This window comes from Nocardioides sp. P86 (genome assembly GCF_023712465.1).
In the GTDB taxonomy this organism is placed as follows: Bacteria; Actinomycetota; Actinomycetes; order Propionibacteriales; family Nocardioidaceae; genus Nocardioides; species Nocardioides kribbensis.
This window is the reverse complement of the sequence record NZ_JAMAYE010000003.1, coordinates 110,055-122,268: the sequence shown is the minus strand read 5'-3', so window position 1 is coordinate 122,268 and position 12,214 is coordinate 110,055. Positions and strand designations below refer to the sequence as shown.

The window sequence follows — 12,214 nt, the reverse complement described above, 5'->3', positions numbered from 1 at the left end:
GCGGCAGGTCCGCCGGTGGAGGGTCACAGCCCGTCGCCCGGGCCGCCGCCGGTCTCGGGCGGGCCGAGGTAGAGCCCGACGGCGGTGCCGATGACGGTGTAGGCCAGGGCGCGGGTGAGGGGCCGCTGGGCGGCTCCCTCGCCGAGCGGGGCGTCGCCGGGGTCCTCGGCGGCGATGACGAGGGCGTAGGACCGCGCGGCCGGGCTGACCAGCACGGGCTCGGCCGAGTCGGGGGTGAGGTCGCCGACGAGCTCGGCGTCGTCGAGGGCCCGGTCGAGGGCGTCGAGCTGGTCGAGGGTCCGGGTCTGCACCACCACGGCGCCCAGCGCCCCGGTGTCGCGGCGCGACGCGCCCTCGCCCGTGCGGCCGACGGCGTCGACGACCAGGGCGGAGCGGCACCCCTCGAGGGCCGGCGCCTCCCCCTCGACGCTCAGCAGCCCGGCCGCCTCCTCGCAGGGCACGACCTCGGCGCGCCGCGTGTCGAGGCCGATCTCGAAGCCCCCGGTCACCCCCTCGTCGCCGCCGGCCACGGCGCGCGCGGTCTGGTCCAGCCAGGAGCCGCGGGTGGGGGTGGGGTCGACGTAGGCCGCCATGGCGCCGGCGAGCACGGCCGCCACCAGGGACCAGGCCACCACCGTGCCGAGCGGGCGGCGCAGCCACCGGGTGCGGGGCGGGTCGCCCGGGCGGGGGCGCACGACGGCCACGGCGAGGCCGACCACCGACAGGAACGTCACGAAGGCGACGACGGCCAGCGGGCCGCCGACCTGTGCCAGGGGACCGAGGGCCTCGCGCGTGACGGTGCTCGCCCCGTTGTCACCGCTGCTGCGGCCGGGCACGAAGGCGAAGACCGGCAGCGCGGCCGCCGCCACGAGCAGCCAGCCCGCCGACGCCGCCCGCCCCCACCGCCGCCGGGCCGCGCGCACGCCGACCACGAGCAGCCCGAGCGCCCACGACCACGCCACGACGGCCAGCACCACGCGCCGCTCGTCGCCGTCGGCGACCCACAGGTCGATCCACCGCAGCCACGGCACGGCGACCGCCCGCGCCCCGAAGGCCAGCAGCAGGAAGCCCACCAGCACCGAGACGATCGCCAGGACCGCCGTCCCGACCGCGCGAGCCGCCTTGGTCGCGCCCCCGCTCACGCCCCGGTGCCCCCGGTGCCCCCGGCGGCCGGGGCCTCGAGGCCGGTGCCGACGGCCGCCTTGCCCACGGAGCTCTTGATGAGGGCCTCGAGGTCGAGGCCGGTGGAGGTCTTGAGCATCGACAGCGTCTGGGTGACGTTGTCGGTGACCTGGCGCGGCAGGGCGCCGGCGCCGTCGGAGGAGATGACGGTCAGCTGGTCGATGGCGCTGATCGGGGCCGCGACCTCCCGGGCGATCTGCGGCAGCACCTCGATGAGCATCTGGAGCACGGCGGCGTCGTTGTAGTGGGCGAAGGCCTCGGCGCGCTTGTCCATCGCCTCGGCCTCGGCCTGGCCGACCGCGAGGGTCGCGGCCGCGGTGGCCTCGCCCTCGGCGCGGGTGGCCTCGGCCTCCGCGACGCGACGCGACCGCTCGGCCTCACCGCGTCGTGCGCCCTCGATCGCCTCGGCCTCGGCGAGCGCCGTACGCCGTGACTTCTCGGCCTCACCGTTGAGCCGGGCCTGCTCGGCGGCGGCCTCGGCGGCCGCGATCGTGGCGGCCTTGCGCGCCTCGGCGGCGGCGATCTCGGCCGAGCGGGCGGCCTCGGCCTCCTGCTCGACGCGGTAGCGCGCGGCGTCGGCGGGCTTGCGCACCTCGGTCTCGAGGTTGCGCTCGGTGAGCGCCGCCTGCCGCACGGCCACCTTCTCCTGCTCCAGCAGGATGGCCTGGTCGCGGTCAGCCTGGGCCAGGGGTCCGGCCGAGGCGGCGTTGGCGGAGGCCGCGTCGGTCTCGGCCTTGATCTCGGCCTGCTTGAGGGCGAGCGCGCGCTGGGCGATGGCGATCTCCTCCTCGGCCTTGATCCGCGCCTGCTCGGCGGCCTGGCGGGCGTTGGCCTCGGCGATCGAGGCGGCCTGGCCGATGCGGGCGGCCTCGGGGCGACCGAGGTCGGCGAGGTAGGAGCCGTCGTCGGTGACGTCCTGGATCTGGAAGGTGTCGAGGATCAGGCCCTGGCCGGTCAGGGAGTTCTCCGACTCGTCGGCGACGCGCTGGGCGAAGGCGGCGCGGTCGCGGATGATCTGCTCCACGGTCAGCCCGCCCACGATCGAGCGCAGCGCACCCGCGAGCACCTCCTGGGTGAAGGGCTCGACGTCGGCCTGCTGCGAGAGGAAGCGCTGGGCGGCCAGGCGGATCTGGTCGGCGTTGCCGCCCACCTTGACGATGGCGACGCCCTCGACGTTGAGCTTGATGCCCTGGCCCGAGACCGCGCCCCGGATCTGCACCGAGATGCGGCGCGAGGACAGGTCGAGGGTGGCGAGCTTCTGCACGAAGGGGATCACGAAGGTGCCGCCGCCGAGGATGACCTTCTGCCCCGAGAGGTCGGTGGTGAGGGCTCCGGTCTCGGGGTTGAGCACCGCCTTGCCCTTGCGCCCGGTGACGATGAAGGCCTCGTTGGGCCCGGCGACCTTGTAGCGGCTGGTGACGAGGAGCACGAGGAGCACGAGGAGGACGAGGAGTCCGCCGAGGGGGATGAGCAGGTCCATGGGGGCCTTTCGGACGGTGCGGCGTGGGGGTGGTGCGGCGTGGGGTGGTGCGGCGTGGGGTGGTGCGGCGTGGGGTGGTGGAGCCGGGGGGGAGGGGTGCCGCGGACGGGTCAGCGGACCTCGGGCCACAGCGGGGCGACGGTGACCGCGGTGGGGGAGAGGACGCTGGTGACGTGCACCGGGGTGCCGGGGTCGAGCGGCTCCTCGGCGCGGGCGTTGAGGCGCATCGTGTGCCCCCCGACCAGGACGTCGACGACCCCGAACCCGTCGGCGGGGATGCCGGTGACCACCCGGCCGTCGCGGCCCCGGGTGTCGTCGGTGGTGAGGGTGGCGTCGCTGCCGCCGTCGCGCACCAGCCGGGTCAGCCAGGAGGCGAACCACCCGAAGACCACGCCCGAGACCACGCCGACCGGCAGCGAGACGAGCAGCGGTGCGTCGAGGGCCTCCGCCATCGCGCCGCCGAAGCCGAGGGCGGCGAGGAAGGCGCCGAGCACCGCGGTGGAGAAGGCGTCGCCGAGCGCGTCGACCGCGCCGTCGAGGAGCCCGTCGAGGGCGTCGCCCAGCAGCAGCGAGACCGCGAGCACGAGCAGGCCGACGAGCCCGACCACCAGGTAGACCGTCACCGCCGTGCTCCCGCCCGCGTCCCGGGGCGGGGCGCTGGGCCTCAGCATGTCCGGCCCCCCGGCGTGCGAAACACCGGGGCGCCCTGCTCCCCCGGACCGGGCCGGCGGTGGGGGACGATCGGGGCGTGGAGATGTGGGGTGACCTCGCCGCGCGGTACGTCGACTTCGCGGCCTACGCCGACGGCGACTCCGCCTGCTTCGCCGACTGGGCGCGCCACGTGGCCGACGACCCCGAGGTGCTGGCCTGGATCGGGGCGCTGCCCGACGCCCGGCGCCAGCCCAACCTGGTGCTGGCCGCCGCCCGGTGGCACGGTGTGCCGGCTCCGGGGCCCTACTCCGCGTTGCGCGACGCGCTGCTCGCCGACGAGGGCGCCGTGCGCGCCACGATCCTGTCGCGCACCACGCAGACCAACGAGGTGCGCCGCCTGGCCACGCTGCGCCCCGCCCTGGTGGCGGCGACCCGTGGCGACGACCGTCCGCTGGCCCTGCTCGAGGTGGGCGCCAGCGCCGGGCTGTGCCTCTACCCCGACCGGTGGCGCTACCGCTGGGACCTGACGGGAGACGCCCGGTCGGGCAGCGGGCCCGTCGTCGCCGTGGGTGACCCGGCCGCGCCGTTGCTCACCTGCGCCCTCGACCCGGGCGCGTCCGGTGGAGCCGGGCGCGGGGGCCTCGACGGCGGCCTCGACGCGGGCCTCGACGGGGGCCTGCGCGGGTTGCTGACCGGCCCGCTGCCGCCGGTGGTGTGGCGGGGCGGCCTCGACCTCAACCCGCTGGACGCGGCCGACCCCGACACCGTGGCGTGGCTGACCACGCTGGTCTGGCCCGAGCACGACGACCGCCGTGAGCTGCTGGCCCGCGCCGTCGAGGTGGCCCGGGCCGAGCCGCCCGACGTACGCCGGGGGGACCTGCTCACCGACCTCCCCACCCTGGTGAGGGAGGTGGGCGGCGAGGCGCAGGTGGTCGTGGTGCACAGCGCGGTCGTGGCCTACCTCGCCGAGGAGGACCGGCGCCGCTTCGTGACGATGATGCGCGAGCTCGTCGGATCGGGGGCCTGCCGCTGGGTCAGCAACGAGGGCCGCGGCGTGCTGCCGGAGGTCACCGCCACCGGTCCCGCGCTGCCACCGGGGCGACAGACCTTCGTGCTCGGCCTCGACGGGCGGGCCCTGGCCTGGACCCACGGCCACGGGCGCAGCCTGGAGTGGTGCGCGCCGCCGGGAGGGCCGGGGGCCTGACCGGCGCCCACCCGTGGGGCCGCGGGTCGCGCGGGTCAGCCCTCGAGCAGCGCCCGCAGGCCGGTGCGTGAGGTGACCCCGAGCTTGCGGTAGACCCGCGAGAGGTGCCACTCGACCGCCTTGACCGTGACCCCGAGCTCCTCGGCCACCTGACGGTTGGTGGAGCCGGCCATCGCCAGGCCCGCCACCCGCCGCTCCCGGGCGCCCAGCGGGGCCAGCACCTCGGCGGCGATGCGCCGTGGCGACTCCCCGAGGTGCTCGAGCAGGCGGCGGACCCGGCCGTGCAGGGGCCAGAGACCGTGGGTGCTCGCGAAGGCCTCGGCGGTGCGCAGCAGCGCGACCGCGCGCGGGGCACCGCCCGGGGTCAGGGCCAGCACCCCGGCCAGGTCGACGTCGACCTGGGCGGCGAGCCGTGCGAGGTCGGGTCGACCGGCCAGCAGCGTGCGCGCCTCCTCGAGGCGGGCCGTGCGCTCGGGGCCGGCGAGCAGGCTCGCCCGCGTGCGCAGCGCCCCGGCCCGGGCGTACGTCGACCCCGCCCGGTCGGCCGCGGCGAGGTGGTCGCCCACCAGCGCCTCGGCCTCGCCGCGGCGCCCGGCGCGCGCCAGGGCCATCGCCAGCGAGGCGCGCCAGGGCAGGTCGGCGGGTGCGGCGTCGGGGGCGAGCCGGCCGGCGGCGCTCGCGTGCTCCACCGCCCCGGCGTGGTCGCCGGAGGCGGCGCACAGCTCGGCGAGCGCGTGCTGACGCACGGCCTCGGGGTGGGGGTCCACCAGACCACCCGGGGCGGCTCCGGACGCCGACGCGACGTCGGTGGTGCTGCTGCTCGACGGGGCGGGTCGCGGGGGTGCGGTGGTGTCGAGGGCGCGGAGGGCCCGGCCGACGTCGAGCGCGGAGCCCAGGTCGCCGGCGCACAGGTGGGCGTCCAGGGCCGTCGCCAGCGCAGCGACCTCCAGGTGCACGGGCAGGCCGGCGCGGGCCGCGTCGGGCCGTGGGTGGGGGTCGGCAGTGAGCGCATCGAGGGCGGCGAGGGTCTCCTCGACCCGCCCCGCACGCAGCAGGTGGACCGCCCGGGTCAGTGACAGGGAGGCGGCGTCGGCGGGGTCGTCGGCGACGGGGGCAGGGGTCGACGCGGAGGTGGCGGAGGTGGCCGAGGTGGCCGGGGTGGCCGAGGTGGCCGAGGTGCCGGCGGAGGTGAGGGCCGAGGTGAGGGCCGAGGTGGGGGCCGAGGTGGGGGCACCGTCGCCCGCGGTCGTGGCGGCGCGGTCGGCGAGGGGCCCGGTGGCCTGCACGGACCCGCTGGACCCGAGGTGGCTCAGCGGGCGGCGGCCCTGCTGGCCGTCGAGCTGGCCGTCACGCGCACCCTCGAGCGGGGTCAGGTCCACGGGACCACCGCCGAGCAGGCCCCTGCTCAGCGCGGCGGCGAGGTCGGCCGGCCCGGGCTGGCGGGCGGTCGGGCGGTGCTGCGGTGACCGCGCCGCCCCGGTGGGGCGCGCGGGCGCGGGTCGGGCCGCGGTGGCGGGCACGTCGGCCGCGGGGCCGTTCGCCGGCGTGGTCCCCGCCACCGGCGTGGTCCCCGCCACCGGCGTGGTCCCAGCCGCCGGCGGCGCGGGTCGGGGCGGCGTGGCCGCGGACGGCGCGGGTGCGGTCGACGGAGCGTCCTCGAGGTGCCGGCCGCCGGTCGCGGCGGCCGTGGTGGCCTGCATGGGCACAGGTTAGGAAGCGCGACGGCCCGGTGGTGGGCGTTCGCCGGGATTGGTGTCGCCGAGACGCGGGTCCTCCCGCAGCGGTCCAGTCAGGTCACGACCCAGGTGGGCCATCAGCGTCGCGGTGCACGGACCGGACAGCCGGTCGGCGCCCCGCGCACCGGGTCGGCCGACGGGCCCGCCGCCGGTGGGGAGGGCGGGCGCGAAGCGCGGGCCGCGGTCGGCCGGCCCGACGCAGGCGCGCGCGACCGGCAGCAGGTCGGCGGCGAGGGCGTCGGGCAGCGTGCGGTCGAGTCCCGCTGCCCGGGCGACGTCCCAGCCGTGCACGGCGACCTCGAGCGCCGCCGCTGCCACCACGGTCGCCACGCCCAGGGAGCGGTCGGCCACCGCGACCACCTCGGCGCCGTCGTCCGGGCCCTCCGGGTCACCGCCGACGACCGAGCCCGCTGACTCCGCCGGGCCCGTCGGGCGTGCCGGGTCGCCGGGCGTGGCGTCCGCAGGCGCGGAGGGGCGACGCCCTGCACCGCGGCCGCCCGAGCGCACGGCGTGGGCCCGGGAGACCCAGGCGGTGAGCAGGAGGTCGGCCCGCCGGCGTACGTCGCGCACCTGCCCGACCGGGTCGGCCGTCGGATCGCACCACGGCGTGCCGGGCGGGGACGTCCGCGTCGGCCCCCCGGGATCCTGCGACGCGCCGGCATCCGGTGGGCGGGCCATCTCCACGTGACCAACGGCGGCCTCGGTGAAGGCGTCGAGGGAGTCGGCGAGGTGGGCGAGCAGCGCCTCGAGGTCCCACGCGGTGCACGGCGTCGGCGCCCGCAGCAGCCCGGGTCGTGAGGGCAGCGCCGTCTCCAGGTCGTGGAGGACGACCCGGGTGTGGGCCAGGGAGCGCTCCAGCAGCTCGACCGCCGGGTCGAGCTGCGAGGTCACCGGTGGCTCGCCGGCGCGGCGACGGCCGGGTCGACCGCCGGCGCGGGGTCGCCGGGCTCGTAGGTCGCGGGCAGCCGGGCGGGCAGCCCGAAGGCGGTGAAGTCGACCCCGAAGAAGGCCCGCACGTGGCGTACGCGGTCGGCGTCGAGCTCGACCACCTGGAGGTGGAAGGGCTCGAAGTCGCCCGCGGGGGTGCGCATGTAGAGACCGAAGGCGGGCTGGCCGTTGGCGGCGGTGGCCAGCATCGGCATGTCGTGGTGGCCGCCGGGGCACTGGCCGCCGATGAGGGCGCCGATGTTGTCGGCGCCGACGTACCACCCCGTGAAGGGCGGCATCTCCCAGATCGCGTCGGCGCGCAGCATGCCGACGATGCGGTCGACGTCCTTGCGCCAGAAGGCGTCGACGTAGGCCTCGAGCAGCCGCTCCTGGTCGCCGGTGAGGTCCTGCTCGACGGTGTCCTCGGTGAGGCCGCGCTGGGTCATCTGGGCGTGGGCGCGCTGGAGGGCGGAGTTGACCGCCGCGGGCGTGGTGTCGAGGGCGGCCGCGACCTCCGCGGCCGACCAGCGCAGCACGTCGCGCAGGATGAGCACGGCCCGCTGCCGGGCCGGGAGGTGCTGGAGCGCGGCCACGAAGGCCAGCCGGATGGAGTCGCGCTCGGCGACGACCACGGCGGCGTCGGGCACGGGCTCGAGCCAGGCGATCTCGTGGTTCTCCTCCAGGGCGTCGCCGGCCGGCTGGTCGGCGGTGCCGAGGCCGGCCGGGAGCGGACGACGGGGTCGGCCCTCGAGGTTGGTCAGGCAGACGTTGGTGGCGATCCGGTAGAGCCACGTGCGCACCGACGAGCGGCCCTGGAAGTCGGCCGAGGCGCGCCAGGCGCGCAGGAAGGTCTCCTGCACGAGGTCCTCGGCCTCGTGCACGGAGCCGCTCATCCGGTAGCAGTGGGCCAGCAGCTCGCGCTGGTAGCGCTCGGTGAGCGCGGGGAAGTCGGCGAGCTCGGCGCCGCCTGTCGTCGCCGCGGGTGTCGCCGCGGGTGCCGCCGCGGATGTCGCTGTCTCGGTCATGGCCTGGTCCCTCGTCGCCGTCGCCACCGTCATCGTGCGCTCCTGTCGTCCAGCAGTGTGCTCCCTCCCACCGACCGGCGTCGACGGTCGGACTCATCGCTGGGCGGCCGGTCGACGCGCGACGGGCCCCGGTGGGCGGGCCGGGCGGCCCGGGCGGGGAGCGCCGACCCGGCCCGGAGGCTGAGGGGGAGGCGTACGCCGACCCGGCCCGCACCACCGCCACGGTGGGGCGCCGTCAGGAGCGGCGCGAGCGGCGCCATCATGGCCGCGGGTGGCACGATCACCCACCCGCACCGCAGACCCGACCGGCATCCTCGACCCCGGAGTGCTTCCCCCGTGACCCGATCCTTCACGTTCCTCGTCAATCCCGCCTCGGGCGACGGCGCCGCACCCCAGGCGGTCCTGCCGGTCGCGCGGCTGCTGCGTGGCGCCGGTGCCCGGGTCGACGTCGCGTCCTCCTCGGGCCCGCAGGCGGTGGCGGCGCTCGTGGCCCGGGCCGTCGAGCGCGGTGACGTCGTCGTCGCCGTCGGTGGCGACGGCACGCTGTCGCACCTGGTCGGTGCGGTCTGCGCGGGGGGCGGGGTCGTCGGCGTGCTGCCCGCGGGTCGGGGCAACGACTTCGCCCGCATGCTGGGGCTGCCCACGGAGCCCGAGGAGGTCGCCGAGCTGCTGCTCCACGGGGCGGAGCGCCGCGTCGACCTGCTCTCCTGGCAGGCCCCCGGCGCGCCCGAGCGCCTGGTCGCCGGCTCGGTCTACAGCGGGGTCGACGCCCGCGCCGCCGCGCTGGTGGACCGGATGCGCTGGACGCCGAAGCCGCTGCAGTACCCCCTCGGCGCCGTCCGCGCCCTGGCGACCTACCAGCCCGGCCGCTTCCACGTCGTCGTCGACGGCGTGGTCGCGGAGTACGCCGCAGCCACCGTCGTCGTCGCCAACTCCGGCTACTACGGCCAGGGCATGCGCATCGCCCCGTCCGCCCGCGTCGACGACGGGCTGCTCGACGTCGTCGTGGTCGAGGCGGCCTCGCGCCTGGAGCTGATCCGGCGCTTCCCGCGGATCTACGGCGGCTCCCACGTCGAGCTGCCCGAGGTCACGGTGCTCACCGGGCGACGCGTCGAGATCGCCGCCGACGCCCGTGCGCCGGTGCCGGTGGGCGCCGACGGCGAGGCCCTCGGATCGCTGCCCGGGCTCGGCGGCCCGGCCGCCGTCGTCGAGCTGCGGCCCGGGGCGCTCCGCGTCGTCGGCTGAGACGACGGCCGCGCGCGTCGCCTCACCCCGGCTCACCCCGCTCCGCCTTGCCCCGCTCCGCCTTGCCCCGCTCCGCCTTGCCCCGCTCCGCCTCACCCCGCTCGCCCTCACCTGCCTGCCCGGTCGCCCCCGGGGCCCCGCCACACCGGTCGCCCCTTCTGTCCGGGCGGTCCGCGCCCGGCAGTCGCCGGCGCTGGTGGCGGGCGCGGCGCGGGCTCAGAAGCCCCTCGGACGGCGACGTGTCTGCGGTTGAACGAACGTTCGATCAACCCCAGGACGCGTTCGTGCCAGGGGGCCGCGGGCCGTCGGTGGGGGGCGGCGGCGGGGGCCCGCCTCTGGGCTCGGGGCAGGACGCTGCGCAGGAGATCGGGCAGGTCTCCGATCGACCCGTGGCCCCGGCGTCCGATCGAGCGCTCTTCGGGAGTCGACCCGCGATACCTGGTCCGGTCAGGACCGGAAGGACCAGACCAGAAGCTCGGTGGGCACCGCGGCGGTGACCTCGTGGGCCGGCTCGTCGACGAAGAGGAAGGCGTCGCCGGCCTGCACCGGCTCGGCCAGCGAGGAGCGCACCAGCGCGCCCCGGGACACGAAGGCGTGCACCCGCGCGGCCTCGGGCAGGGTCGTGGCCTCGCCCGTGCCGAGCCGCACGACGTCGAGCCGCGCCCCGGCCACGCCCGGCACCTCGAGCGAGGTGGCGTCGGGGTGCACGGCGTACGACGGCGTCGCGCCGGGCTCGTCGGGGCGCAGCCACACCTGCACGAAGCGCACCGGGCCCGCGCCGCTGACGGCGACCTCGCTGTGGCTCACGCCGGCGCCGGCGCTCAGCAGCGCCAGCGACCCGGCCTCGACGCGGACCGGCTCGGCGGCGGTGTCGTCGACCGTGTGGGAGTGCTCCAGCGCGCCGCTGACGACGTAGGTGACGATCTCCAGGTCGGTGTGGCGGTGGGCCTCGAAGCCGGTGCCGCCGCGCAGGTGGTGGTCGTCGTGGCACACGACCGGGCCGAACGAGAGCCGCTCGGGGTCGTAGTGCTCGCCGAAGGCGAAGGAGTGCTTCGTCTCCCGCCTCGCGGCCCGGCTGACGAAGCGGACAGTTCCCCGACGGATCTCGACGCTCACGGGCATCATTGTGCCCGTGCCGTCCCCCCACCGGCCCGGCGACGGGTCCCTGCCCGTGCTGCCCCCCGGTTTCGCCGTCGGCGTGGACGCCGACGGGCTCGGGCTGACCCGGGCCCCGGGGGCGCGCGACTGCGCCACCGCGGCCGCCGACGTTGGCCGGCTCGCCGGGCTCGGCGTGACCTCGGCCCGCGTCGCGCTCTCGTGGCCGCGGCTCCAGCCCAGCGGCGCGGGGCCCCTGGAGGAGACCGAGGCCCGCCACGTCGACCTCCTCCTCGACGCCCTGGCCGCCGCCGGGATCCGACCGTCGGTGACCCTCCACGACGGCGTGCTGCCCGAGCCGCTGCAGGCCGACGGCGGCTGGCTCAACCGCGCCACCGCCGACCGCCTCGCCGACCTCGCCGCCCTGGCCGGCGAGCGCTGGGGCGACCGCGTCGAGCACTGGGTGCCGGTGGACCAGCCCGCGCGGCTGCTCGTCGAGGGCCACATGACCGGTCGCGCGGCGCCCGGCCTCAGCCTCGCCTTCGACGCGCTCCCCGTGGCCCACCACCTGCTGCTCGCCCACGGGCGGGCCGTCCTCGCCCTGCGCGCCACCGCCCGCGGTCGGTCCCCGGTCGCGCCACCGGGCAGGGGCGCCGCCGACCCACTCGCCGACCCCGCCACCGCTGCCGACCCCCTGGCCGACCCTCTGGTCGACCCCCTGGCCGACCCCCTGGCCGACCCCCTGGTCGACGGGGCGGTCACCGGCCCGAGCATCGGCTGCGCCAACCACCACGCACCCATGTGGCCCGCCAGCGAGGACGTCGCCGACGTCGCCGCCACCAAGCTCCACGACGCCCTGTGGAACGCGCTCTTCCTCGAGCCGATGCTGCTCGGCCGCTACCCCGTCGACCTCCAGCCCCTCCTCGAGGGCGTCGTGCGCGACGGCGACCTGGCCACCATCCGCCAGCCCCTCGACTTCTACGGCGTCACCTACGACAGCCCGCTCAAGATCGGCATCGCGGGGGAGGAGTCGGAGGTGCCCTTCGAGCGCTGCGAGCTGCTCGGCTACCCCGAGACCGACGCCGGCACCCCCGTCGTGCCCGACGCGCTGCGCGAGTGGCTGATCATGTTCCGCGCCCGCTACCGCGCCGCCCTCCCCCCGCTCCAGGTCACGCTCGCGCCCGCCCCGTACGTCGAGCCCGCGACCCCCGCCGACGCCGGCACCCCCGGGACCACCACGCTCGCCCCCGACGGCCCTGACGGCCCTGACGGCTCTGACGGCTCTGACGGCTCTGACGGCTCTGACGGCTCTGACGGCTCTGACGGCTCCGACCTGCCCGTCGACCCCCGTACCAGCCGCCTCGAGGGCCACCTGCGGGCCGTGGCCACCGCGGTGCAGCGCGGCGTCGACGTCCGCGCCCTCCACGTCGGACCGCTGCTCGACCAGGCAGCGGCGTCCGCGACCGACGCCGGGCCCGCCGGCGCGCTCGCCCCGGTCGGCCTGCTGGCGGTCGACCCGGTCGACGGCGCGCGCACGCCGCGCCCGGCCTACCACTGGCTGGCCGCCGTCGTCGGTGCCCAGACCCGCTCCCTGGGCTGAGCGGCCGCCGCGCCCTGGCGGCCCCGCGCGGCGCACCACCCGCGACGACGACCCGCGACGACCCCGCCG

Annotated in this window: 10 protein-coding genes; 3 read left to right on the top strand and 7 right to left on the bottom strand. The window is 77.7% G+C overall.

The window, feature by feature from the left end; all coding sequences use genetic code 11:
- Nucleotides 1-23 precede the first annotated feature (23 nt).
- The 3 genes from M3673_RS14060 to M3673_RS14050 form a co-directional block, all read right to left on the bottom strand.
- Nucleotides 24-1,142 carry a hypothetical protein gene (locus M3673_RS14060; RefSeq protein ID WP_251534424.1) on the bottom strand — a complete coding sequence of 373 codons (1,119 nt, stop codon included), beginning with the start codon at nucleotides 1,140-1,142 and terminating at the stop codon, nucleotides 24-26.
- Nucleotides 1,139-2,662, bottom strand: coding sequence for a flotillin family protein (locus M3673_RS14055; protein WP_056905159.1), 1,524 nt, complete (start codon nucleotides 2,660-2,662; stop codon nucleotides 1,139-1,141). Before M3673_RS14055 ends, M3673_RS14060 begins: the two co-directional genes overlap by 4 nt.
- 110 nt (nucleotides 2,663-2,772) lie before the next feature.
- A complete protein-coding gene (locus tag M3673_RS14050; RefSeq protein WP_251534423.1) occupies nucleotides 2,773-3,285 on the bottom strand; it encodes a hypothetical protein in 513 nt (170 codons plus the stop codon).
- Nucleotides 3,286-3,416: 131 nt separating this feature from the next.
- On the opposite strand from M3673_RS14050, the gene M3673_RS14045 reads away from it, so the two are divergent.
- On the top strand, nucleotides 3,417-4,517 hold the full coding sequence (locus M3673_RS14045) for a DUF2332 domain-containing protein (RefSeq protein ID WP_251535267.1): 1,101 nt from the start codon (nucleotides 3,417-3,419) through the stop codon (nucleotides 4,515-4,517).
- 35 nt (nucleotides 4,518-4,552) lie between these two features.
- Here the strand turns inward: M3673_RS14045 and M3673_RS19700 are convergent, their stop codons facing one another.
- From M3673_RS19700 to M3673_RS14025, 3 genes are all read right to left on the bottom strand, one after another.
- The gene (locus M3673_RS19700) at nucleotides 4,553-6,076 is read right to left on the bottom strand and encodes a LuxR C-terminal-related transcriptional regulator (protein ID WP_308196147.1); all 1,524 of its coding nucleotides are present in this window, start codon (nucleotides 6,074-6,076) and stop codon (nucleotides 4,553-4,555) included.
- Nucleotides 6,077-6,226: 150 nt separating this feature from the next.
- A complete protein-coding gene (locus M3673_RS14030) occupies nucleotides 6,227-7,144 on the bottom strand; it encodes a hypothetical protein (protein WP_251534421.1) in 918 nt (305 codons plus the stop codon).
- Nucleotides 7,141-8,205, bottom strand: coding sequence for a sigma-70 family RNA polymerase sigma factor (locus M3673_RS14025; protein WP_251534420.1), 1,065 nt, complete (start codon nucleotides 8,203-8,205; stop codon nucleotides 7,141-7,143). The genes M3673_RS14030 and M3673_RS14025 overlap by 4 nt, the downstream gene beginning before the upstream one ends.
- A gap of 336 nt (nucleotides 8,206-8,541) precedes the next feature.
- On the opposite strand from M3673_RS14025, the gene M3673_RS14020 reads away from it, so the two are divergent.
- On the top strand, nucleotides 8,542-9,450 hold the full coding sequence (locus M3673_RS14020) for a diacylglycerol kinase family protein (protein ID WP_251534419.1): 909 nt from the start codon (nucleotides 8,542-8,544) through the stop codon (nucleotides 9,448-9,450).
- A 447-nt stretch (nucleotides 9,451-9,897) separates the two neighbouring features.
- Here M3673_RS14020 and M3673_RS14015 read toward each other — a convergent pair whose 3' ends face one another.
- Nucleotides 9,898-10,566, bottom strand: a complete 669-nt coding sequence (locus M3673_RS14015; protein WP_251534418.1) for a pirin family protein — start codon at nucleotides 10,564-10,566, stop codon at nucleotides 9,898-9,900.
- A gap of 16 nt (nucleotides 10,567-10,582) precedes the next feature.
- On the opposite strand from M3673_RS14015, the gene M3673_RS14010 reads away from it, so the two are divergent.
- The gene (locus M3673_RS14010) at nucleotides 10,583-12,145 is read left to right on the top strand and encodes a family 1 glycosylhydrolase (RefSeq protein WP_251534417.1); all 1,563 of its coding nucleotides are present in this window, start codon (nucleotides 10,583-10,585) and stop codon (nucleotides 12,143-12,145) included.
- Nucleotides 12,146-12,214: the final 69 nt, after the last annotated feature.

Excerpts from the sequence above, each read along its gene's own strand:
- M3673_RS14055 (WP_056905159.1), bottom strand. The coding sequence starts at position 2,662 with ATGGACCTGCTCATCCCCCTCGGCGGACTCCTCGTCCTCCTCGTGCTC.
- M3673_RS14045 (WP_251535267.1), top strand. The coding sequence starts at position 3,417 with ATGTGGGGTGACCTCGCCGCGCGGTACGTCGACTTCGCGGCCTACGCC.
- M3673_RS14025 (WP_251534420.1), bottom strand. The coding sequence starts at position 8,205 with ATGACCGAGACAGCGACATCCGCGGCGGCACCCGCGGCGACACCCGCG.